The 23,685-nt window shown below is 53.5% G+C and carries 21 protein-coding genes, 1 tRNA gene, 2 other RNA genes and 1 pseudogene; 13 read left to right on the forward strand and 12 right to left on the reverse strand.

Going from position 1 to position 23,685, the window contains the following annotated elements; genetic code table 11:
- Positions 1–11 precede the first annotated feature (11 nt).
- Positions 12–275, reverse strand: a complete 264-nt coding sequence (locus tag GPJ68_RS08150) for a GrxA family glutaredoxin (protein WP_016152408.1) — start codon at positions 273–275, stop codon at positions 12–14.
- Positions 276–447: 172 nt separating this feature from the next.
- Between GPJ68_RS08150 and GPJ68_RS08155 the strand changes: the two genes are divergently transcribed.
- The 10 genes from GPJ68_RS08155 to rlmC all read left to right on the forward strand — a co-directional run bounded on the left by GPJ68_RS08155 (position 448) and on the right by rlmC (position 9,312).
- Positions 448–738 carry a YbjC family protein gene (locus GPJ68_RS08155; protein WP_104651569.1) on the forward strand — a complete coding sequence of 97 codons (291 nt, stop codon included), beginning with the start codon at positions 448–450 and terminating at the stop codon, positions 736–738.
- A complete protein-coding gene (gene nfsA / locus GPJ68_RS08160; protein ID WP_180837229.1) occupies positions 722–1,444 on the forward strand; it encodes a nitroreductase NfsA in 723 nt (240 codons plus the stop codon). The genes GPJ68_RS08155 and nfsA overlap by 17 nt, the downstream gene beginning before the upstream one ends.
- Before the next feature lie 59 nt (positions 1,445–1,503).
- A complete protein-coding gene (gene rimK, locus GPJ68_RS08165) occupies positions 1,504–2,406 on the forward strand; it encodes a 30S ribosomal protein S6--L-glutamate ligase (RefSeq protein WP_016152412.1) in 903 nt (300 codons plus the stop codon).
- A gap of 89 nt (positions 2,407–2,495) precedes the next feature.
- Complete coding sequence (locus tag GPJ68_RS08170; protein ID WP_029139469.1) at positions 2,496–2,972, forward strand: YbjN domain-containing protein; 477 nt, start codon at positions 2,496–2,498, stop codon at positions 2,970–2,972.
- A 433-nt stretch (positions 2,973–3,405) separates the two neighbouring features.
- Positions 3,406–4,518 carry a spermidine/putrescine ABC transporter substrate-binding protein PotF gene (potF, locus tag GPJ68_RS08175; RefSeq protein ID WP_104651571.1) on the forward strand — a complete coding sequence of 371 codons (1,113 nt, stop codon included), beginning with the start codon at positions 3,406–3,408 and terminating at the stop codon, positions 4,516–4,518.
- A gap of 138 nt (positions 4,519–4,656) precedes the next feature.
- Positions 4,657–5,790, forward strand: coding sequence for a putrescine ABC transporter ATP-binding subunit PotG (gene potG, locus GPJ68_RS08180; protein ID WP_049040678.1), 1,134 nt, complete (start codon positions 4,657–4,659; stop codon positions 5,788–5,790).
- Between the two features lie 9 nt (positions 5,791–5,799).
- The gene (gene potH / locus GPJ68_RS08185) at positions 5,800–6,753 is read left to right on the forward strand and encodes a putrescine ABC transporter permease PotH (protein ID WP_016152416.1); all 954 of its coding nucleotides are present in this window, start codon (positions 5,800–5,802) and stop codon (positions 6,751–6,753) included.
- Entirely contained in the window at positions 6,750–7,595 is an 846-nt protein-coding gene (gene potI, locus GPJ68_RS08190; RefSeq protein ID WP_016152417.1) for a putrescine ABC transporter permease PotI, read from the forward strand. The genes potH and potI overlap by 4 nt, the downstream gene beginning before the upstream one ends.
- A gap of 59 nt (positions 7,596–7,654) precedes the next feature.
- On the forward strand, positions 7,655–8,143 hold the full coding sequence (locus tag GPJ68_RS08195) for a YbjO family protein (RefSeq protein ID WP_016152418.1): 489 nt from the start codon (positions 7,655–7,657) through the stop codon (positions 8,141–8,143).
- 41 nt (positions 8,144–8,184) lie between these two features.
- Positions 8,185–9,312: a 23S rRNA (uracil(747)-C(5))-methyltransferase RlmC gene (gene rlmC, locus GPJ68_RS08200; protein ID WP_104651572.1), complete on the forward strand. Its 1,128-nt coding sequence runs from the start codon at positions 8,185–8,187 to the stop codon at positions 9,310–9,312.
- 141 nt (positions 9,313–9,453) lie between these two features.
- Here the strand turns inward: rlmC and GPJ68_RS08205 are convergent.
- The 5 genes from GPJ68_RS08205 to GPJ68_RS08225 all read right to left on the reverse strand — a co-directional run bounded on the left by GPJ68_RS08205 (position 9,454) and on the right by GPJ68_RS08225 (position 11,607).
- Positions 9,454–9,590: non-coding RNA, RtT sRNA (locus GPJ68_RS08205), on the reverse strand.
- A gap of 44 nt (positions 9,591–9,634) precedes the next feature.
- A non-coding RNA gene (locus tag GPJ68_RS08210) (RtT sRNA) lies at positions 9,635–9,771 on the reverse strand.
- 44 nt (positions 9,772–9,815) lie between these two features.
- A tRNA-Ser gene (locus GPJ68_RS08215) sits at positions 9,816–9,903 on the reverse strand.
- Between the two features lie 149 nt (positions 9,904–10,052).
- Entirely contained in the window at positions 10,053–10,730 is a 678-nt protein-coding gene (locus GPJ68_RS08220; RefSeq protein WP_016156101.1) for an isochorismatase family protein, read from the reverse strand.
- A 16-nt stretch (positions 10,731–10,746) separates the two neighbouring features.
- On the reverse strand, positions 10,747–11,607 hold the full coding sequence (locus GPJ68_RS08225; RefSeq protein ID WP_016156102.1) for a pirin family protein: 861 nt from the start codon (positions 11,605–11,607) through the stop codon (positions 10,747–10,749).
- Positions 11,608–11,715: 108 nt separating this feature from the next.
- Between GPJ68_RS08225 and GPJ68_RS08230 the strand changes: the two genes are divergently transcribed.
- Positions 11,716–12,627: a LysR family transcriptional regulator gene (locus tag GPJ68_RS08230; RefSeq protein WP_016152423.1), complete on the forward strand. Its 912-nt coding sequence runs from the start codon at positions 11,716–11,718 to the stop codon at positions 12,625–12,627.
- A gap of 79 nt (positions 12,628–12,706) precedes the next feature.
- On the opposite strand, the gene infA is transcribed toward GPJ68_RS08230, so the two are convergent.
- From infA to trxB, 6 genes and pseudogenes are all read right to left on the reverse strand, one after another.
- Positions 12,707–12,925 carry a translation initiation factor IF-1 gene (gene infA / locus GPJ68_RS08235; RefSeq protein WP_002211347.1) on the reverse strand — a complete coding sequence of 73 codons (219 nt, stop codon included), beginning with the start codon at positions 12,923–12,925 and terminating at the stop codon, positions 12,707–12,709.
- Positions 12,853–13,210, reverse strand: a pseudogene (locus GPJ68_RS08240) (hypothetical protein). Before GPJ68_RS08240 ends, infA begins: the two are co-directional and overlap by 73 nt.
- Entirely contained in the window at positions 13,211–13,915 is a 705-nt protein-coding gene (aat, locus tag GPJ68_RS08245; protein WP_180837231.1) for a leucyl/phenylalanyl-tRNA--protein transferase, read from the reverse strand. It lies immediately after the preceding pseudogene.
- Positions 13,916–13,959: 44 nt separating this feature from the next.
- Positions 13,960–15,681, reverse strand: a complete 1,722-nt coding sequence (gene cydC, locus GPJ68_RS08250; RefSeq protein WP_104651574.1) for a cysteine/glutathione ABC transporter ATP-binding protein/permease CydC — start codon at positions 15,679–15,681, stop codon at positions 13,960–13,962.
- Positions 15,682–17,448 carry a cysteine/glutathione ABC transporter permease/ATP-binding protein CydD gene (gene cydD, locus GPJ68_RS08255; RefSeq protein WP_104651575.1) on the reverse strand — a complete coding sequence of 589 codons (1,767 nt, stop codon included), beginning with the start codon at positions 17,446–17,448 and terminating at the stop codon, positions 15,682–15,684.
- A gap of 114 nt (positions 17,449–17,562) precedes the next feature.
- Entirely contained in the window at positions 17,563–18,531 is a 969-nt protein-coding gene (gene trxB, locus GPJ68_RS08260; RefSeq protein ID WP_016152427.1) for a thioredoxin-disulfide reductase, read from the reverse strand.
- A 547-nt stretch (positions 18,532–19,078) separates the two neighbouring features.
- Between trxB and lrp the strand changes: the two genes are divergently transcribed.
- Together lrp and ftsK are read left to right on the forward strand one after the other, a co-directional pair.
- Entirely contained in the window at positions 19,079–19,573 is a 495-nt protein-coding gene (lrp, locus tag GPJ68_RS08265) for a leucine-responsive transcriptional regulator Lrp (protein ID WP_002439523.1), read from the forward strand.
- A 134-nt stretch (positions 19,574–19,707) separates the two neighbouring features.
- The gene (gene ftsK / locus GPJ68_RS08270; RefSeq protein ID WP_104651576.1) at positions 19,708–23,574 is read left to right on the forward strand and encodes a DNA translocase FtsK; all 3,867 of its coding nucleotides are present in this window, start codon (positions 19,708–19,710) and stop codon (positions 23,572–23,574) included.
- The last annotated feature ends 111 nt before the right edge of the window (positions 23,575–23,685 follow it).

The raw sequence follows: 23,685 nt of genomic DNA on the forward strand, positions 1-23,685 counted from the left end.
AGAAACGGCGATCAGGCGAACAGATTCATGTTCTCTTTTGCCCACGCTTCAAAATCCGTGCAGCCGCCGATGTGTTTTTGATCAACAAAAATCTGCGGAACGGTTTCAACTGGCTTACCTACCGTCTTTTCCAGATCGGCTTTCGTAATACCTTCGGCATGGATATCAATGTAGCGGAAGTTAAAATCGTCATGCTCATTGCTTAATTTTTCTGCTAATTCTTTTGCGCGCACGCAATACGGGCACCCTGGACGACCAAAAATAACGGCAAACATCTCTCTCTCCTCGAACTTATCAGGCCGGATGGCAATACTTGTTATGATGCCGCGATTTGTGACAGATGAAAAGCAGGTTCAGCCTGTTGCTTTGATATCCTCAAGCTATAACTGTTAAACACGACAAGCCGGAACGTTTTATAATGAAAGCCATTTCGCCGGGAGGCCGCTTATGCGCACAATTGGTGCATTACCCAAAAGCGTATTGATGCTGGAAATAATCGGGATGGTTTTGTTATCGCTGGCGCTGCTGTCGCTTAGCGATTACCTCACTTTACCCGCACCGCTTGGCAGTCCGTTAGCCTGCGTGGTGATGATATTTCTGGGTGTGCTGCTGATGCTTCCCGCCGCGGTGGTATTAACGTGGCGTATTGCTCAACTGGTTGCGCCGCAGCTGATGTCACGAACCCCCGGTGATTCTTCACGTTCAGACAGAGAAAAAAGAGATGACGCCAACCATTGATTTACTTCGTAGCCACCGTTCCATTCGCCATTTCACCGATGATGCCATTTCGGATGCGCAGCGGGAGGCGATTATTGCCGCCGCTCAGGGGACCTCAAGCTCCAGTTTTTTACAATGCACAACCATCGTTCGCATAACGGATAACGCCCTGCGTGAATCACTGGCTACTTTATCCGGCGGACAAAAACATGTGGTGCAGGCCGCCGAGTTCTGGGTGTTTTGCGCTGACTTTAATCGCCATTTGCAGATTTGCCCTGACGCGCAACTCGGGCTGGCGGAACAGCTGCTACTGGGCGTTGTTGATACCGCGATGATGGCGCAAAATGCGCTGACGGCGGCAGAGTCTTTGGGGCTTGGCGGCGTGTTTATTGACGGTCTGCGAAATAATATTGAGCCGGTCACTGAACTGCTGAAGCTTCCGCAACATGTTCTGCCGTTGTTTGGGCTGTGCCTCGGCTGGCCTGCTGATAACCCGGATATCAAGCCGCGACTGCCAGCGTCGCTTGTGGTGCACGAAAATCAGTATCAGCCACTCAACAAAGACGTTTTGTCGCAATATGATGAGCAGCTCGCGCAGTACTATCTGACCCGCGGGAGCAATACGCGCCGTGACACCTGGAGCGACCATATTCGCCGCACCATCATTAAAGAAAGTCGTCCCTTTATCCTGGAATATTTGCATAAACAGGGATGGGCTACGCGCTAAAGATTTTAACGCAGTGTATGATACGCCAGCTTTTACCAGGTCATTCAGAGAGGTGCAGGGTGAAAATTGCCATTTTGTCCCGGGACGGAACGCTCTATTCTTGTAAGCGCCTGCGTGAAGCGGCGATGCAGCGTGGTCACCTGGTTGAAATTATCGATCCCCTTTCTTGCTATATGAACATCAGCCCGGCGGCGTCCTCTATTCATTACAAGGGCCGCCAGCTTCCTCATTTCGATGCAGTGATCCCAAGGATTGGTTCAGCGATTACCTTTTACGGTACCGCGGCGTTGCGCCAGTTTGAGATGCTGGGTAGCTATCCGCTGAATGAGTCGGTAGCGATTACGCGTGCGCGCGATAAGCTGCGTTCGCTGCAGCTGCTGGCGCGTCAGGGAATCGATTTACCCATCACCGGGATTGCTCACTCTCCGGACGATACCAGCGACATGATTGACATGGTTGGCGGCGCGCCGCTGGTGGTGAAACTGGTTGAAGGTACGCAGGGGATCGGCGTAGTACTGGCGGAAACGCGCCAGGCCGCAGAAAGCGTGGTGGATGCCTTTCGTGGGTTGAATGCCCATATTCTGGTTCAGGAATATATCAAAGAAGCGAAAGGGCGAGATATTCGCTGTTTCGTGGTAGGTGACGAGGTGGTGGCCGCCATTGAGCGCCGGGCCAAAGAAGGTGATTTTCGTTCTAATCTCCATCGCGGTGGGGTTGCCACTATTGCGAATATCACGCCGCGCGAAAGGGAAATTGCGCTCAAAGCCGCTCAGACAATGGGTCTGGACGTTGCTGGCGTTGATATTCTGCGTGCTGAACGTGGGCCGCTGGTCATGGAGGTCAACGCTTCTCCTGGCCTGGAAGGGGTGGAGAAAACTACCGGAATAGACATTGCCGGCAAGATGATCCAGTGGATTGAGCGTCACGCTACGCCTGAATTTTGCCTTAAAATCGGCGGCTAAGCACAATATCGATTGCGATCGTAGTATGACACGCTCTTTTTGCGTAAGCTGTGCCGGTATTTTTTCATCAATAGAGGTCGCACATTATTATGACATCACTGGTCGTTCCCACTCTGGATACGTTGCGTCAATGGCTCGACGACCTGGGCATGAGTTTTTTTGAATGCGATACCTGTCAGGCGCTGCATTTGCCGCACATGCAGAATTTTGACGGCATCTTTGATGCAAAAGTTGATTTGGTCGATAACGTCATTCTGTTTTCCGCGATGGCAGAAGTCAGACCTTCTGCACTACTGCCGCTGGCCGCTGATCTGTCTGCGATTAACGCCAGTTCACTGACGGTGAAAGCCTTTCTGGATATGCAGGATGATAATCTGCCAAAGCTGGTGGTCTGCCAGTCTTTATCCGTTATCCCGGGCGTGACGTTTGAGCAGTTCGAATATTTTGTTCGCCAGAGTGAAGAGCAAATATCGATGGTGATCCTCGAGGCCGGTGCGCATCAGCTGTTATTTAACGCTGAAGAAGAAGCGCAAAACAGCAACGCCGAAGTTCATTTCCTCCATTAATTCTTCCTGAATCTGGACATATATTGCGCAGCCGCTGCCAAAGCGGTTGCGTATTGCCTGTTTTTATTCTGCATTTAACCGTTCATTAAAGAATTATTCACCTCCATTCAGCGCCTTCCGCTGTATGTCATAGACAATTCATGCATAAAAAATTGATAAAAGACGTTTTTTAATCTGGGCTATATCCACAAATCCTGGCTAAAGTTATTCTTGCGAAGCTTATCAACGTCATCATTCAAACAGCCCCTTGTGGCCTGACCTGTGGCCACAATGCATATTGAATGCATGGGGGGATACCAGCGCGCAATAGCGGCGTGAGGAGAGGCCTCTCTTTTCATGGGTGCCGCTTGAAAGAATATGCACGTTTCTTGCATATCATTAGAGTGTGACATTTTTGTTCGTTTGTTAACGAACTTTCAGAAGGAAAGAGATTATGACCGCCTTAAATAAACGATGGTTACCAGGCCTGGTTGCGGGTGCTCTGATGGCCATCTCTGCTGGCACGCTCGCTGCTGAACAAAAAACGCTGCATATTTATAACTGGTCTGATTATATTGCCCCAGATACGGTGGCTAATTTTGAAAAAGAGACCGGAATTAAAGTTATCTATGACGTATTTGATTCCAATGAAGTGCTGGAAGGTAAGCTCATGGCTGGCAGTACCGGCTTTGACCTTGTCGTTCCATCCGCCAGTTTCCTTGAGCGTCAACTGACCGCGGGCGTCTTCCAGCCGCTGGATAAGAGCAAATTGCCTGGCTGGAAAAACCTCGATCCTGAATTGCTGAAGCTGGTGGGTAAACACGATCCGGACAACAAGTTTGCGATGCCGTATATGTGGGCAACAACCGGTATTGGCTATAACGTGGATAAAGTGAAAGCGGTACTGGGGCCGGATGCGCCGGTTAATAGCTGGGATCTGATCCTCAAGCCAGAAAATCTGGAAAAACTCAAAAGCTGCGGCGTCTCTTTCCTCGATGCGCCCGAAGAAGTGTTTGCCACCGTGCTAAATTATTTGGGTAAAGATCCAAACAGTACCAAAGCGGATGATTACACCGGAGCGGCAACCGATCTGCTGTTGAAACTGCGCCCAAATATTCGCTACTTCCACTCCTCGCAGTACATTAACGACCTGGCAAACGGTGATACCTGCGTGGCGATTGGCTGGGCCGGGGATGTATGGCAGGCGGCAAACCGGGCGAAAGAAGCGAAAAATGGCGTCAATATTTCCTTCTCAATTCCTAAGGAAGGTGCGATGGCCTTCTTTGATGTGTTCGCGATGCCTGCCGATGCGAAAAACAAAGACGAAGCCTATCAGTTCCTCAACTACCTGCTGCGCCCTGATGTAATTGCGCATATTTCTGACCACGTGTTCTATGCCAATGCCAACAAAGAAGCGACAGCACTGGTCAGCCAGGACGTTCGCGACAACCCGGGCATTTACCCGCCTGCCGATGTCCGCGCCAAGCTGTTCACGCTGAAAGTACAGGATCCGAAGATCGACCGTGTACGTACTCGCGCCTGGACGAAGGTAAAAAGCGGGAAATAACCCGATGTACGGGACGTGACCCGGCAGGATTTACGCCTGCCGGGCAGTGTTGAACCCGGACACATATAACCCGGCAATACGCACCACCGTGGTGCGTTATTTGCACCGTTTCTTTGTTTTATGCCGGAGAGCGCCTAATTGAATGATGCAACCCCACGCCCACAAGCGAAAATCCGCAAGGCGCTGACCCCGCTGCTTGAAATTCGCAACCTGACCAAGTCCTTTGACGGTCAGCACGCCGTTGATGACGTCAATCTTACTATCTACAAAGGCGAAATATTTGCTCTGCTCGGTGCGTCCGGCTGCGGTAAATCGACCCTGTTGCGGATGCTGGCGGGATTTGAACAGCCAACAACCGGGCAAATTATGCTTGATGGCGTCGATTTAGCGCATGTCCCGCCTTATCTGCGTCCGATTAATATGATGTTTCAGTCCTATGCACTGTTTCCGCACATGACGGTAGAGCAGAATATTGCCTTTGGCCTCAAGCAGGACAAGCTGCCGAAGACTGAAATCGCCAGCCGGGTGAGTGAGATGCTGGGACTCGTGCATATGCAGGAGTTCGCCAAACGTAAGCCGCATCAGCTTTCTGGCGGTCAGCGTCAGCGCGTGGCGTTGGCGCGTAGCCTGGCGAAACGCCCGAAGCTGCTGCTGCTGGATGAGCCGATGGGGGCGCTGGATAAAAAGCTCCGTGACCGCATGCAACTGGAAGTGGTGGATATCCTTGAACGTGTCGGCGTGACCTGCGTTATGGTGACGCACGATCAGGAAGAAGCCATGACGATGGCGGGCCGCATTGCGATCATGAACCGTGGAAAATTTGTCCAGATCGGCGAGCCTGAAGAGATCTACGAGCATCCGACTACGCGTTACAGTGCAGAATTTATCGGTTCGGTTAACGTCTTTGAGGGGCTGCTGAAAGAACGTCAGGAAGATGGTCTGGTTATTGAGTCTCCAGGACTGGTACATCCGCTGAAAGTGGACGCAGACGCTTCCGTTGTCGATAACGTCCCGGTGTATGTTGCGCTGCGCCCGGAAAAAATCATGCTCTGCGAAGCCCCTCCGCCAGAGGGATATAACTTCGCGGTAGGCGAAGTGGTGCATATTGCCTATCTGGGGGATTTGTCGGTGTACCACGTACGTTTGAAAAGCGGCCAGATGCTGAGCGCTCAGCTACAAAATGAACATCGTTATCGCAAGGGATTACCCACCTGGGGTGACGAAGTCCGTTTATGTTGGGATGCGGACAGCTGTGTGGTGTTGACGGTTTAAGGAGCGAAGATGAGTACACTTGAACCTCCGGCGCGCGTGGATAACGTGGGGCGTTTCACGCTGTTTATGTCGCGGCTGCAAATGAAGCACGGGCGCAAGCTGGTCATCGCGCTGCCGTATGTGTGGCTGATGCTCCTGTTTCTGCTGCCGTTTCTGATCGTCTTCAAAATCAGTTTGGCTGAAATGGCGCGGGCTATTCCGCCGTATACCGACCTCATTTCATGGGCTGACGATCAGTTATCCATCACCCTCAATTTAGGCAATTTCCTGCAACTGACGGACGATCCGCTCTATTTTGATGCGTATCTGCAATCTTTGCAGGTAGCGGGGATTTCGACTGTCTGTTGCCTGCTATTGGGATATCCGCTGGCATGGGCGGTCGCGCACAGCAAACCCTCGACACGCAATATTCTGTTGCTGCTGGTGATCCTGCCGTCCTGGACGTCATTTTTGATTCGCGTATACGCCTGGATGGGGATCCTGAAAAATAACGGTGTCCTGAACAACGTTCTGATGTGGCTGGGCGTTATCGACCAACCGTTGACGATTCTGCACACCAATCTGGCGGTCTATATCGGTATTGTTTACGCCTATTTGCCCTTTATGGTGCTGCCGATTTATACCGCGCTGACGCGTATTGATTACTCGCTGGTGGAAGCTGCACTGGATTTAGGCGCCCGACCGTTGAAAACCTTCTTTAGCGTGATCGTGCCGTTGACCAAGGGCGGGATTATTGCCGGGTCAATGCTGGTGTTTATCCCGGCGGTTGGGGAGTTTGTGATCCCGGAACTGCTGGGCGGCCCGGACAGCATCATGATTGGGCGTGTGCTTTGGCAGGAGTTTTTCAATAACCGTGACTGGCCGGTGGCTTCTGCCGTCGCCATTATTATGCTGCTGTTACTGATTGTGCCGATCATGTGGTTCCATAAATATCAGCAAAAAAGCGTGGGGGAACACGGATGAATAACTTACCGGTCGTTCGCTCACCGTGGCGTATTTTTATCCTGGTACTGGGTTTTACCTTCCTGTACGCGCCGATGCTGATGTTGGTTATCTACTCGTTTAACAGCTCAAAGCTGGTGACGGTCTGGGCGGGGTGGTCAACGCGTTGGTATGGTGAGCTTTTCCACGATAGCGCGATGATAAGCGCCGTCGGCATGAGCTTAACGATTGCCGCCTGCGCTGCGACGATGGCGGCAATTCTCGGTACCATCGCCGCCGTGGTGATGGTGCGCTTTGGTCGTTTTCGTGGATCAAATGGTTTCGCCTTTATGATCACCGCACCGCTGGTGATGCCGGATGTCATTACCGGTTTGTCGCTGCTGCTGCTGTTTGTGGCTTTGGCGCACGCCATCGGCTGGCCAGCGGATCGCGGTATGTTGACCATCTGGCTGGCGCACGTCACATTCTGTACAGCGTACGTGGCGGTAGTGATTTCCTCGCGTTTACGCGAACTGGATCACTCCATTGAGGAAGCGGCGATGGATCTTGGCGCCACGCCGCTGAAGGTCTTTTTCGTCATCACGCTGCCGATGATTATGCCGGCGGTGATCTCAGGGTGGTTACTGGCCTTTACGCTGTCGCTCGATGACCTGGTCATTGCCAGTTTTGTCTCTGGTCCTGGCGCCACAACGTTACCCATGCTGGTGTTCTCCAGCGTACGTATGGGGGTCAATCCGGAGATCAACGCGCTGGCGACGTTGATACTTGGCGTGGTAGGAATTATCGGATTTATCGCGTGGTATCTGATGGCGCGAACAGAAAAACAACGGATTCGCGATATCCAACGTGCAAGACGCGGCTGAAAAAACTAAAATCTGCCAACCTGTCTATACGGCGCAGCTGCGGTGGCTGCGCCGTTTTCATGGAAGACGACGCGTTGGGATTTTTTAAGAAATCATCCACATCACATGCCCGTTTAAACGTCCCTACTTTAGTGCAGGTGGCGGCGCTGGCTATTATCATGATCCGCTGTCTCGATCTGTTGATGATTTTTAATACGCTCGGGTTTCGCGGAACCAGCGAGTTTATTCATCGCAGCGTCCAGACCTGGAATTTGACGCTGGTATTTCTGGGTAGCCTGGTGCTGCTGTTTATCGAAATTTACTGCGCATTTTCGCTGGTTAAAGGTCGGAACTGGGCACGCTGGGTCTATCTACTGACCCAGATTATCGCCAGCGTCTATCTGTGGGCGGCCTCATTGGGCTATGGATATCCGGAACTGTTCAGTATTGCGGGAGAGTCCAGACGTGAAATCCTGCATACGCTGGTAATGCAAAAATTACCGGATATGCTGGTGTTGCTACTGCTGTTTGTTCCTGCGTCCAGCAGGCGGTTCTTCCGCTTGCAATAACGTGTATAATCTTCGCCCCCTGTTAATTTTTAGGTTTTTGTATGCAGTGCGCACTTTATGACGCCGAACGCTGCCGCTCTTGTCAGTGGATAACGCAGCCTGTCGCCGATCAACTCTTCGCCAAAACAGCCGATCTGCAGAATCTGCTGGCCGCTTATCCGGTCGGAGAATGGTGCGCGCCGGTCAGCGGCCCGGAGAGCGCTTTTCGTAATAAAGCCAAAATGGTGGTCAGCGGCAGCGTGGAAAAACCGCTGCTGGGGATGTTGCATCGTGACGGTACGCCGGAGGATTTGTGCGAGTGTCCGCTCTATCCTGAGTCTTTTGCGCCGGTGTTTGCCGCACTAAAACCGTTTATCGCCCGTGCGGGGTTGACGCCCTATAACGTGGCGCGCAAACGCGGGGAGCTGAAATATCTGCTGTTAACGGAAAGCCGGTTTGATGGCGGTATGATGCTGCGTTTTGTTCTGCGCTCCGATGCGAAACTGGCACAACTGCGTACGGCGCTGCCATGGTTACAGGCCCAGCTTCCGCAGTTAAAAGTGATCACCGCCAATATTCAACCTGTGCATATGGCGATTATGGAAGGGGAGAGCGAAATCTACCTGACGGAACAACAGGCGCTGGCTGAACGCTTTAACGATGTGCCATTGTGGATACGCCCACAGAGCTTCTTCCAGACCAACCCCGTGGTGGCTGGGTATTTATATGCCACGGCGCGCGACTGGGTGCGACAGCTTCCGGTTAATCACATGTGGGATCTGTTTTGCGGCGTCGGGGGTTTTGGTTTGCACTGCGCCACGCCGCAGATGAAACTGACGGGTATTGAAATTGCGCCAGAGGCCATTACCTGTGCGAAACAGTCGGCGCAGGAGCTTGGGTTGCAGAATCTGCATTTTCAGGCGCTGGATTCAACCCAGTTTGCTACCGCGCAGGGAGAAGTGCCGGACCTGGTGCTGGTGAATCCGCCTCGTCGGGGGATTGGGAAGCCGCTGTGCGATTTTCTCTCCCGCATGGCGCCGCGTTTTATCGTTTACTCCAGCTGTAATGCACAAACCATGGCGAAGGATATCCACGAGTTGCCTGGATATCGCATTGAACGCGTCCAACTTTTTGATATGTTCCCACATACCGCGCATTACGAAGTGTTAACACTGCTCAGCCGACAATAACCGACATGCCTGATGGCGCTACGCTTATCAGGCTACGCAGAGATGTTGAAATGTAGGCCGGATAAGGCGCATGCGCTGCATCCGGCAAATGCAACATGCGAAAAAAAAGCCCGTACTTGCGTACGAGCTCTTTCTCGAATATGGCGGTGAGGGGGGGATTGACTCGCTTCGCTCGCCCTTCGGGCAGCCTGTTCGCTGCGCTCTCAGTCTGTCCAACTGGCTGCGCCAGTGGTCGAACCCCGGTCGGGGCTTCTCATCCCCCCGCAGGCGTGCAACATGCGAAAAAAAAGCCCGTACTTACGTACGAGCTCTTTCTCGAATATGGCGGTGAGGGGGGGATTGACTCGCTTCGCTCGCCCTTCGGGCAGCCTGTTCGCTGCGCTCTCAGTCTGTCCAACTGGCTGCGCCAGTGGTCGAACCCCGGTCGGGGCTTCTCATCCCCCCGCAGGCGTGCAACATGCGAAAAAAAAGCCCGTACTTACGTACGAGCTCTTTCTCGAATATGGCGGTGAGGGGGGGATTCGAACCCCCGATACGTTGCCGTATACACACTTTCCAGGCGTGCTCCTTCAGCCACTCGGACACCTCACCATATTGTATTGCTGCCTGACCGCTTGGGGGGCAACGGGGCGCTACTATAGGGAGTTGCGCTAAAACGGTCAAGCAGAATTTACGTGTTAACTCTCGTTTGGTTACGCAATGTACATATTCCTCCGCCCGGACAGGCGCGGAGAATATGATTAGCGCTGCGAGTCCAGTTTTTCGCCGTTGGTCACGACTTCCTGGGCCTTGCTATAGCTCTCGATCAGCAACTGATAAGCCGGGAAGATTTTGGTATACACTTCCGCCCATTCAGCGGCATCTTCACGGTTCCATGTCCCCTGAATTTCAGAAGCGACGGCGGCGGTATCCATCGGTATCACGCCAGCCTGAACAACACGTGCCAGGGTGATTTCCTGCGCCATTTTGCTGTAAGTACCGGAAGCATCGATCACTGCGAAGACCTTGTAGCCCTCAGCAACCGCGCTGATGGCCGGGAAAGCCATGCACACGCTGGTGATCGTACCGGCGATAATCAGCGTCTTACGACCCGTAGCTTTGACCGCTTTCACGAAGTCTTCGTTATCCCAGGCGTTGATTTCGCCTTTACGTGCTACGTATTGGGCATGTGGCGCATTGGCATGGATCTCTGGGATCAACGGGCCGTTAGGCCCCTGCGGTACCGATGCCGTGGTAATTACCGGCATCTTCGCCAGGGTTGCGATTTTAGCCAGCGCGGCGGCACGCGCACGCAGTTCCGGCATGGGCATATCGCCGACGGTCTGGAACAGCCCACTCTGATGATCGATAAGCAGCATGACGGAATCATTCACATCGATGACCGGACGTGAACCATTAAAGTTTGCAGGACTGGACATATTCTTCTCCTTCGATTCAGATTTGGCCAAAGCGGCCGGAGTTAAAATCGCGGACGGCTTCAGCGATTTCTTGTTTCGTATTCATCACAAACGGACCGTAACCTACAATCGGCTCGTTCAACGGTTCGCCAGACAGCAGCAGCACGCTGGCGTCGCTGGTGGCTTCAATGTGTAGCGTTTTCCCCTGCTGGCTTAGCACTACCAGTTGTGCTTCGCTGGCAGGCGTGGTGCCGTTTACGGTGATATTCCCTTTTAATACCACCAGAGCGGTGCTCCACCCTTCAGACTGGGACAACGTCAGCGGATGATTACGTTGCAGGCGCATATCCCAGACGTTCAGCGGTGAAAAGGTGTGTGCCGGGCCTTTCGTATCCTGATAACTACCCGCGATCACGCGAACGCTGCCTGCATCATCGGGCAAGGCGACGGTGGGAATAACATCGCTGCTGATGCCCTGATAACCCGGTACGGCCATTTTGTCTTTTGCCGGCAGATTGACCCACAGTTGCACCATTTCCAGTTCACCGCCCTGACGGGTAAATTCCGGGGAGTGGAACTCTTCGTGTAATATTCCTGCACCAGCGGTCATCCACTGCACATCGCCAGGGCCGATAATGCCGCCGCGACCGGTTGAATCACGGTGTTCAACTTCGCCGCTGTAAACGATAGTCACCGTCTCAAAACCGCGGTGAGGGTGTTCACCTACGCCGCGTTTTTCGTTACCCGGCGTGAACGTATGCGGACCCGCGTAATCAAGCAGCAGGAACGGGCTTAATTGCTCAGCATGAGACTGGTAAGAGAACATCGAGCGAACCGGAAATCCATCGCCAACCCAGTGTGGGCGAGGTGCGGTGTAGACGCCTGTTACTTGTTTCATATGTGTCTCCTCAGTGGCGTTGTTTTGATGTGAATAAGCTTATATTCATGACAGCGAGCTGGGTAGTAGCTAAAATAGCTCTCACTGTCTCAAAAATAGGACAATGAAATGACAAGGCCGGATCTCAATGATTTTGCATGGTTTGTGCATGTTGTAGAGGAAGGGGGATTCGCGGCGGCGGGTCGGGCGCTTGATGAACCAAAATCAAAACTGAGCCGACGGATAGCGCAACTTGAAGAGAGGCTGGGGGTACGGCTGATTCAGCGAACCACCCGGCAATTTAACGTGACTGAAGTCGGGCAAACCTTTTACGAACACTGTAAGGCGATGCTGGTGGAGGCGCAGGCGGCGCAGGATGCCATTGCCGCGTTACAGGTTGAACCGCGTGGCGTTGTGAAGCTGACTTGTCCTGTTACGTTGCTGCATGTGCATATCGGGCCAATGCTTGCCCGTTTTATGGCACGTTATCCTGACGTATCAGTACAACTGGAGGCCACTAACCGTCGTGTTGACGTCGTTGGAGAAGGTCTGGATGTGGCGATTCGCGTCAGACCTCGGCCATTTGAGGATAGCGACCTGGTGATGCGCGTCCTGGCGGACAGAGGACATCGCTTGTATGCCAGCCCGCAGTTAATTGAGCAGATGGGGGCGCTACACTCTCCGGCAGAGCTGACCCGTTGGCCAGGTTTGAGTCTGGCCTCTGGTAAACATGTGCATCGTTGGGAGTTATTCGGCCCGCAGGGCGCGCGGGCGGAGGTGCATTTCACGCCGCGTATGATCACCACCGATATGCTGGCGTTACGCGAAGCCGCAGTCGCCGGTGTAGGTGTTGTTCAACTTCCACAGTTAATGGTAAAAGATCAATTAGCTGCGGGTGAGTTGGTGGCGTTGCTCGACGGTTGGGAACCTAAGCGAGAAATTATTCACGCAGTCTTTCCATCACGCAGGGGATTATTACCGTCAGTGCGCGCATTAGTGGATTTCTTAACGGAAGAATATGCGCGGATGATTGAGGATTAAATACCAGGCTTCAGCCCACAAAAAAGGCCGGTTAAACCGACCTTTTATTATCTGGACGCCATTCGGGCGTTAAAAACAATCAGCGACTACGGAAGACAATGCGGCCTTTGCTCAGGTCGTACGGGGTCAGCTCAACAGTCACTTTGTCGCCCGTCAGGATGCGGATATAGTTTTTACGCATTTTACCGGAGATGTGTGCAGTAACCACGTGACCGTTTTCTAACTCTACGCGGAACATGGTATTAGGTAACGTATCGAGAACGGTACCCTGCATTTCAATATTGTCTTCTTTGGCCATCTAATCCTCTGGGGTATCACTACCGTAATTTGAACCGGCAAGATAATGCCGAAGTTCTTTTAATAAGTAAAGATTTGTGCGTTTAAAACACAGCAAATCGGGTTTGGCGCATTACTCTATCCACACACGGCAAAGCCGCACTTAAAGCGCAACGTGTAAGGGAACGAGGAGATAAACGATAGGCGTTGCCTGACGCGAACTGTTCCTTAACGGCGGCGGGGTAATGGGCTAAACCAACTCTGCGCGACAATTATAACACCCCGACAAAAAATGTGCCGAAAACATTCACTCCTGAGGTGAAAATAACATCCTGGGAATCCAGAAATGGTTCGGTAGCCGCTGCTGGCGCAGTCTGCTCAGGTGCTCAAGGTACTCCCGACGCGGTGTTTCGACGGCGCCCAGCGAGGCTGTGTGGCTATTTAATACCTGGCAGTCGATTAATTTTCCGCCCTGACGGATAAATTCAGCGCAAAAAACAAGCAGTGCGGTTTTCGACGCATTTTCCTGACGGCTGAACATCGATTCGCCACAAAACAGCGTACCTTGCGCCACGCCATACATACCGCCCACTAATTCATTTTGTCGCCACACCTCAATTGAGTGGGCATGCCCCAGTTCGTGCAGGCGATGGTAAGCATCCACCACATCATGCGTTATCCAGGTGCCTTCTTCCCGGTCATTCGCGCAGCCTTCAATCACCTGACCAAACGCGTAATTGAGCGTCACGCGATAAGGCGAATTTTTATGAAAGCGTTTCATGCTGCGGCTGAGGTGAAATTTCTCGGGCCAAAGAATGGCGCGCGGATCGGGCGACCACCAAAGGATGGGGTCGCCAGGTGAAAACCATGGGAAAATACCGCGCTGATAGGCCATCAGCAGGCGGGCAGGGCTGAGATCGCCGCCAAGCGCCAATAAACCGTTAGGCTCGCGTAAAGCGCCTTCCGGTGACGGGAAGGCTATGGAATGGCGGGACAGTTGCACCAGGCGCATGACAGCGAAACTCCACTACGCGAGTTTGATCGTTCAATAATAGCTTACAGACGTTGCTTAAACTGGTAATAACGCCCCTGCCTGGCTAACAGATCTGCGTGATTACCTTGCTCAATAATTTGTCCGTTGTCCATTACTATTATTTGATCAAAACGTGACAGCCCACGCAGACGATGTGTAACCATTAATACGGTTTTGTTGCGCATGACATCGCTAATTAATTCAAGCATTTGACTTTCCGTTGTGGCATCCAACCCTTCGGTGGGTTCATCCAGCAGCATCAGCGGAGCATCGTGCAATAAGGCGCGGGCGATAGCCAGACGACGGAGCTCGCCGCCAGAAAGCTGACGACCGCCTTCGCCCAGCCATGCGTTGAGTCCATCATCCTCAAGCAGTTTGTCCAGACCGACGCGGCACAACATCGCGGTTAAGGCGTCATCGCTGGCGTGCGGTGCCGCCAGCAACAGGTTATCGCGAAGCGTAGCGCTGAACAGATGCACGCGCTGTGGCACGACGCTGATACTCTGGCGCAGCGTGGCTTCACTAAGGGTCGCAATCGGCTGTTCGTTAATCAGGATCTCGCCACTCTGCGGATCCCATGCGCGGGTTAGCAATTGCAATAATGTTGACTTACCACAGCCGGTGCGACCGAGAATCGCAATGTGTTCACCGGGGTTGGCCTGCAGGGAAAGTGTATCGAGCGCCTTTTGCGCCTGTCCTGGATAGCTGAATGACATATCGCGTAGCGTAAGGGTTACCTGCTCTGAAACCGAGGAACCCGCATCCGGGAAGGTCACTTCTGGCTGCTGTTCGGTCAGTTCGGTGATGCGCAGCGCAGAGGCAATAACCTGGCCGAGATGCTGAAACGCGCCGGTGACAGGCGCTAGCGCTTCGAACGCGGCTAGTGCACAGAAGACAAACAGCGCGATCAGTGCGCCTGGCTGGGTGTTACCGCCCACGCCGCCTGAGGCCATCCATAGCATCATAATTACCGCCAGCGCGCCAACTAACAGCATGACCGCCTGCGACAACGCCGTTAATTCAGACTGGCGCCTCTGGGCTTCGTGCCATTGCAGCTCGGTGGCTTCCATTTGAGCGCGGTAGCGTTCACTGGCGCCAAAAATGGTCAATTCAGCCTGGCCCTGTAGCCAGGAGGTTAACTGCTGACGATATTGCCCACGCAGATGCGTCAGACTTTGTCCGGTGCTTTTGCCTGCCTGATAAAAGAGTGGGGGCAGAATAAATAAGGTCAGCAGCATAATACCGCCGAGGGTGATAGCCAGCGTGAAATCGAGAACGCTTAGCCCCAGCGTGACCACCATGATGACGACAAAAGCCCCCACCAGCGGGGAGATCACGCGCAAGTACAGATGATCGAGCGTGTCGACATCAGCCACCACGCGGTTAAGTAATTCACCCTGTCCATAACGGGACAGGCCCGCAGGGGAGAGCGGCAGCAGTTTGCTGAAGGTATAAACACGCAAATGCTGCAGCACACGGAATGTTGCGTCATGGCTGACCAGTCGTTCGAAATAACGTCCCGCGGTGCGGGTGATCGCTGCGCCGCGTACGCCTGCGGCAGGGAGCATATAGTTAAAGCTGTAAATCCCGGTGACACCAACCACCGCAGAAGCCGACAGGAACCACCCTGAAAGCGTCAGCAAACCAATACTTGCCAGCAGCGTGACGATCGCCAGAACGATCCCCAGCGTTAACATCCATTTGTGGCGTTTATACAGCGTCAGATAAGGTAGCAAAGCGCGCATTTAGATGTCCTCCTGACGATGAGCCAGTAATGTCGCAAAAGCCCCGTTGGCTGAGCTAAGTTCGGTCCAGGTACCTTGTTCAACGATCTGTCCATCCTGCATCACCCAGATAGCGTCCCAGTCGGCAAGATCTTCCAACTGGTGCGTTACCATCAGCGTGGTCTGGCGGCGAGATGCCGCGTTCAACGCCTGCATCACGCGTTGTTCGCTGTGCGCATCAAGGCTGGCGGCGGGTTCGTCCAGCAGCAGTAACTGACAGGGATTGAGTAAGGCACGAGCAACGGCAACGCGCTGCGCTTGCCCGACGGAAAGTCGGGCCGCCTGATCGCCTACTGGCGTATCCACGCCCTGCGGCAGCAGCGGTAAAAACTCGCTGACCCAGGCGCTGTCGAGTGCGGCTTGTAGCTGTTCTTCGCTGGCATCGGGGCGAGCCAGCAGAACGTTTTCGCGTAACGTGGCGGCAGGAAGCTGCGGATTTTGCCCGACCCATGACAGCTGTTTACGCCAGGAATCAGGTGACAGGTCGCGAAGCTCAAAGCCGTTAATTCGCAGCGATCCCCGATAAGAGAGGAAACCGGACAGGACATTAAGCAGCGAACTTTTACCGGAACCGCTACGTCCAACCAGCACCGCGCGTTGACCGGCTGCCAGGGTAAAGTTGAGCGGGCCGGCCAGCACTTTACCTTCCGGCGAAGTGATAATCAGATCGTGTGCCTCAAGTGAAACGGCGTCTTTCGTCGCCAGCTCAATGTCGCCACGCTCTGGATGAGCCAGCGGGGTTTCCATGAAGTTTTTCAGACTATCAGCTGCACCCACGGCTTGCGCTTTGGCGTGATAAAACGTGCCCAGATCGCGCAGGGGCTGGAAAAACTCCGGCGCCAGAATGAGCGCGAGGAAGCCTGCTGCCAGCGTGACGCCTGTCCCGTAGTGGCCGAAATCGAGTTCTCCGAGGTAGGAAAAACCGAAGTAAACCGCCACCAGCGCAATAGACAGAGAGGTAAAGAACTCAAGGACACCGGATGACAGGAACGCCAGGCGCAGGACTTCCATGGTGCGCTGGCGGAAATCTTGCGACGCAGCGCGGATGCTTTCCGTTTCGGCTTCACCGCGACCAAATATTCTTAGCGTTTCCATGCCCCGCAGACGATCGAGGAAATGACCGCTGAGGCGGGCAAGAGCCTGAAAATTGCGGCGGTTAGCATCGGCAGCGCCCATTCCGACCATTGCCATAAATAACGGGATCAGCGGGGCTGTTCCGAGCAGAATAAGGGCGGCTACCCAGTTTGACGGGAATACCGCCGCCACAATCAATAATGGGACGCATACGGCCAGCGCCATTTGCGGCAGATAACGTGCATAGTAATCATGCATATCGTCAATCTGCTCCAGGATCAGCGTGGCCCAGCTCCCGGCCGGTTTGCCCTGTATCCAGGCCGGACCTGCCTGTTGCAGACGGTCAAGCACCTGGCGGCGAATTTCAAAGCGAATATGTTGCCCTGCGTGAAACCCGACCCGTTCGCGTAACCAGACGACCCATGCCCGCAGGATGAAAATCAATACCAGCACGATGAACGGAAGCAGTAGCGCCTCTCGGGGAATGTTGGCCATGATCATATGGTCCAGAATGCGGGCCATGAGCCAGGCCTGAGCGACGATTAACAGACCACTCACGAACCCCAACAGGCGTGAAATGTTCAGCCATCGTTGGGAAATTACACTTTGCTGTTTTAACCAGCGGGTCAGCTCTTTTTGACGGGTTTTATTCATTGCACGCTTAGCAGGTGAGTTATTGGAATATTTGGGCAGGGCAATGTTACAACGAGGCAAAAATAAAGGCGACTTATAGTCGCCTTTTTTACTTTTGTTACTGATTTGTAAAACTTATTTGCAAGCGTCCGCCAGACCGTCGAGATAACGTTCTGCATCAAGCGCGGCCATACAGCCCGTGCCCGCAGAGGTGATCGCCTGGCGATAAATATGATCCATCACGTCACCGGCTGCGAAGACCCCCGGAATGCTGGTTTGTGTGGCATTACCGTGAATACCGGACTGAACTTTGATGTAGCCGTTTTCCAGTTCAAGCTGACCGTCGAAAATGGCGGTATTCGGGCTGTGACCGATAGCGACAAACAATCCGGCAACGTCAAGTGACTCCACATTGTCAGTGTTTTGCGTATCGCGCAGGCGCAGCCCGGTTACGCCCATTTGATCGCCGGTTACTTCTTCCAGCGTTCGGTGGGTGTGCAGCACGATGTTGCCGTTTTCAACTTTATCCATTAAACGCTTGATGAGAATTTTCTCAGCGCGGAAGCTGTCGCGACGGTGAATCAAATGCACTTCAGATGCGATATTCGCCAGATACAGCGCTTCTTCAACCGCAGTGTTGCCACCGCCAATCACCGCAACTTTTTGGTTACGGTAGAAGAAACCGTCGCAGGTTGCGCAGGCGGAAACGCCGCGGCCTTTGAATGCTTCTTCTGAAGGCAGGCCCAGGTAACGTGCTGAAGCGCCGGTAGCGATGATCAGTGCGTCACAGGTGTACTCTCCGCTATCGCCGGTCAGACGGAAAGGGCGGTTTTGCAGATCAACTTTGCTGATGTGATCAAAAATGATTTCTGTATCAAATTTGGTCGCATGTTCGTGCATACGCTCCATCAGCAGCGGGCCAGTGAGATCGTGCGGATCGCCAGGCCAGTTTTCCACTTCTGTTGTTGTGGTCAGTTGACCACCTTTTTCCATACCGGTAATCAGTACCGGTTGCAGGTTAGCGCGTGCAGCGTAGACCGCAGCGGTATATCCCGCAGGGCCTGAGCCCAGAATAAGAAGTTTACTGTGTTTGGTTGCGCCCATGAGATCCCCATAGTTGTTGGCAGGCAATGAGCAGGATTGTAGGGAATTTACAGGCGTAAAAAAAGAGTATGGCGATTTTGTTAACAATATGTGTAATAGCAGAAACCGATGAGCGGGGGAATAAGTCGTAATACTATAACGATTTCTACTAAAAATCGGTCAGTTATAAGGTGATAAAATGACGATTTTCCATCACTGCGAATGAATAACTGGCATGTTGTACTAAAAATCGATGTTTTGCTTTGACAATCACCTGCTGTTTTGCGAAAACAGTCAAGGAAGAAAAAAAATGTGTCATGTATGTGCTGCATAATCATGCATGTAGATACCATGTTTACCGTGTTAGCGAAATCTACGCATGGTGTGGACAGATGCCATTCGTGATGTCGATAGCCGCCGACAGGCAACGGTCTTCTCACCATAAGCCCAGGCATTACAAACCGAAAATCCCTCTGGGTTGCGGTTTATTTTGATGGGTAGCGACTCTGAACAGTGATGTTGGTAGAGTCAGGCAGGAGTAGGGAAGGAATACAGAGAGACAATAATAATGGTAGATAGTAAGAAGCGCCCTGGCAAAGATCTCGACCGTATCGATCGTAACATTCTTAATGAGCTGCAAAAGGATGGGCGTATTTCTAACGTCGAGCTTTCTAAACGTGTGGGACTTTCACCAACGCCCTGCCTTGAGCGTGTGCGTCGGTTGGAAAGACAGGGTTTTATTCAGGGCTATACAGCGCTGTTAAACCCGCATTATCTGGATGCATCACTTCTGGTTTTTGTTGAGATTACTCTGAATCGTGGCGCCCCGGATGTGTTTGAGCAATTTAACTCTGCAGTACAAAAACTTGAAGAAATTCAAGAGTGTCATTTGGTTTCCGGTGATTTCGACTATTTGTTGAAAACACGCGTACCGGATATGTCGGCGTACCGTAAGCTGTTGGGGGAAACCCTGCTGCGTCTGCCTGGCGTGAATGACACACGTACTTATGTCGTAATGGAAGAAGTCAAACAGAGCAATCGTCTGGTAATTAAGACGCGCTAACACGGAACAGGTGCAAAATCGACGCAGTTTGATTACACTCCTGTTAATCCATACAGCAACAGTGCCGGGGTAACCTGGTGCTGTTGTCCGTTTTAGCATCGGGCAGGAAAAGCCTGAAACCTGGAGAGCCGTTTTTGAGCCAGGAATACACTGAAGACAAAGACGTCACATTGACGAAGTTAAGCAGCGGGCGCCGACTCCTGGAAGCGCTACTGATCCTTATTGCCCTTTTTGCCGTCTGGTTGATGGCTGCCTTACTCAGCTTTAACCCTTCGGATCCCAGTTGGTCGCAAACCGCGTGGCACGAACCTATCCATAATCTGGGGGGAATACCCGGAGCATGGCTGGCAGACACACTGTTCTTTATTTTTGGCGTCATGGCCTACACCATTCCCGTCATCATTGTCGGCGGCTGCTGGTTTGCATGGCGACACCAGGCCAGCGACGAATACGTCGATTATTTTGCCGTTTCGCTGCGTATTATTGGCGTTCTGGCGCTGATCCTTACCTCCTGCGGGCTTGCCGCAATCAATGCCGATGACATCTGGTATTTCGCCTCTGGCGGCGTGATCGGCAGCCTGCTCAGCACCACGTTGCAACCATTACTGCACAGTAGCGGCGGTACGCTGACGCTATTGTGCATTTGGGCTGCGGGATTAACGCTGTTTACCGGCTGGTCATGGGTGAGCATTGCGGAAAAACTGGGCGGCTGGTTACTCAATATCCTGACGTTTGCCAGCAACCGTACCCGCCGCGACGATACCTGGGTCGATGACGAAGAATATGAAGATGAAGATGAGTCTTTCGACACCGCTGATGGCAAACCTCATGAATCGCGTCGGGCGCGTATTCTGCGCGGTGCGTTAGCGCGCCGTAAGCGTCTGGCGGAGAAATTTACCAACCCGCTTGGCCGTCATACTGATGCCGCGCTGTTTTCCGGCAAACGCATGGATGATGAAGACGAAATTGAATACAGCGCTCGTGGCGTTGTTGCCGATCCTAACGATGTGCTGTTCTCCGGTAATCGTGCGACGCTGCCTGAATATGACGAACTTGACCCACTGCTGAATGGTCATTCGGTGACAGAGCCAGTTGCCGCCGCAGCGGCAGCGACAACGGCAGCTCAGGCCTGGAGCGCACCGGTTGATCCGCTGCTGCAAACATCGCCAGTGACCAATACCGTTATGGAACAACCGGCCCCAGCCGTAGCCTGGCAAGCCGTGCCTGGTCCGCAAACCGGTGATGCGGTGATTGCGCCAGCGCCTGAGGGTTATCCTCAGCCAGCCCACTACGCTCAGCCACCGGTGCAGCAGCAGTATGAACCATGGCAGCAGCCGGTAGTGGAGGAGAGTCCGCAGCCGCAGGGATTTACCGCGGAGCACAACTGGCAGCCGGAACCTGCTTATCAGCCGGAGCCCGTGCAGCAACCTGTTTATCAGCCGGAATCAACCTTTCAACAAAACGCCGCGTTCCAGCAGCCTGCGGTTGAACAACCGCCTGTAGTGGAACCTGAGCCGGTGGTTGAAGAGGCTAAACCGACTCGTCCGCCACTCTACTATTTTGAAGAAGTTGAAGAGAAACGTGCACGTGAGCGCGAGCAACTGGCTGCCTGGTATCAGCCGATTCCAGAGCCTGCTCAGGAGCCTGAACGTGTTAAGCCGTCTATGCCGACGGCAGCATCCATACCGCCCGTTGAGTCAGTTGCTGCCGTTGCGCCGCTGGCCGCCGGGGTGAAAAACGCCGCTTTAGGGGCGGGTGCGGCTGCCGCAGCACCTGTCTTTAGTCTTGCGGGTAGCGGTGCGCCGCGTCCACAGGTGAAAGAGGGGATTGGTCCGCAGTTACCGCGTCCGAATCGTGTGCGCGTGCCTACTCGTCGGGAGCTGGCGTCGTATGGCATAAAACTGCCGTCACAACGTATGGCTGAAGAGAAAGCGCGCGAAGAGCATCTTGATACAGATGCGTACAGTGACGAAGAAATTGACGCAATGCAGCAAGATGAGCTGGCGCGTCAGTTCGCCCAGTCGCAGCAGCACCGCTATGGCGACGAGTATCAGGATGATGCCAGTCAGACTGATGATGATTCAGCCGCAGAAGCAGAACTGGCACGCCAGTTTGCCTCTTCCCAGCAGCAGCGCTATTCCGGTGAACAGCCTGCCGGAGCGAATCCGTTCTCGCTTGATGACTTTGAATTTTCGCCAATGAAAACGCTGGTGGATGATGGTCCACATGAGCCGCTATTTACTCCAGGCGTAATGCCGGAGCCTGCGCCGCAGTACCAGCAGCCTGTCGCACCGCAGCAGCATTACCAGCAGCCAGCGCAGCCAGTCGCACCGCAGCAGCATTACCAGCAGCCAGCGCAGCCTGTCGCACCACAGCAGCATTATCAGCAGCCGGCGCAGCCAGTCGCACCGCAGCAGCATTATCAGCAGCCGGCGCAGCCTGTTACACCACCGCCGCAGGATAGTCTGATCCATCCGCTCCTGATGCGTAATGGCGACAGTCGTCCGGCGCACCGTCCAAGTACGCCGCTGCCATCGTTGGATCTGCTCACGCCGCCGCCGAGTGAGGTTGAGCCGATAGATACTTTTGCTCTGGAGCAAATGGCTCGTCTGGTGGAGGCTCGTCTGGCGGACTTCCGCATTAAAGCCGATGTGGTGAACTACTCTCCTGGTCCGGTTATTACTCGCTTTGAGCTTAATCTTGCGCCTGGAGTTAAAGCGGCGCGTATTTCCAACCTGTCGCGAGATCTGGCGCGTTCATTGTCGACCGCAGCGGTACGCGTGGTCGAGGTCATTCCGGGCAAACCGTATGTCGGGCTGGAGTTACCCAACAAAAAACGTCAAACCGTTTATCTGCGCGAAGTGTTGGATAACGCCAAATTCCGTGATAACTCATCTCCGCTGACCGTGGTACTGGGTAAAGATATTGCGGGCGAACCCGTGGTTGCCGATCTGGCGAAAATGCCGCACTTGCTGGTGGCAGGGACAACCGGTTCCGGTAAGTCGGTTGGGGTGAACGCCATGATCCTCAGCATGTTATACAAGGCGCAGCCGGAAGACGTTCGCTTTATCATGATTGACCCGAAAATGCTGGAACTGTCGGTTTATGAAGGCATTCCGCATTTGCTGACTGAAGTTGTGACCGACATGAAAGATGCTGCCAACGCCCTGCGCTGGAGCGTCAATGAAATGGAACGTCGCTACAAGCTGATGTCGGCGCTTGGTGTGCGTAACCTTGCCGGTTATAACGAAAAAATTGCTGAAGCCGCCCGTATGGGGCGTCCGATTCCGGACCCGTACTGGAAGCCGGGCGACAGTATGGATGTTCAGCATCCGGTGCTGGAAAAACTGCCGTATATTGTTGTGCTGGTGGATGAATTCGCCGACCTGATGATGACCGTGGGTAAAAAGGTGGAAGAACTGATTGCTCGTCTGGCGCAAAAAGCGCGTGCGGCGGGGATCCACCTGGTGCTGGCGACCCAGCGACCGTCGGTTGACGTTATCACTGGTCTGATTAAAGCGAACATCCCAACGCGTATCGCCTTTACCGTGTCCAGTAAAATTGACTCGCGTACCATCCTTGACCAGGGCGGCGCGGAATCGCTGTTGGGTATGGGTGACATGCTTTATTCCGCACCAAACTCAACGATCCCAGTGCGAGTACACGGCGCCTTTGTACGCGATGAAGAAGTTCACGCTGTGGTTCAGGACTGGAAAGCGCGCGGTCGTCCACAATACGTTGACGGCATAACGTCTGACAGCGAAAGCGAAGGCGGCGGTGGCGGTTTTGATGGTGGCGAAGAGTTGGATCCGCTGTTCGATCAGGCGGTAAACTTTGTCACCCAGAAACGCAAAGCCTCAATCTCCGGCGTCCAGCGTCAGTTCCGTATCGGTTACAACCGAGCGGCGCGTATCATCGAACAGATGGAAGCGCAGGGAATTGTCAGCGAGCAAGGGCATAATGGTAATCGTGAAGTGCTGGCTCCACCGCCCTTCGAATGATTGCAAAGTTAAGTAATTCAGTATTTTCTACTTTCCTCATGCTGATTTTTGGCCTGAAATGGATAGCAGAGGGATCTCCCCGTTGGGAGTGACGTATTTTGAGGAATAACA

Origin of the sequence: Citrobacter sp. 172116965 (assembly GCF_013458095.1) — a bacterium.
In the GTDB taxonomy this organism is placed as follows: Bacteria; Pseudomonadota; Gammaproteobacteria; order Enterobacterales; family Enterobacteriaceae; genus Citrobacter; species Citrobacter braakii.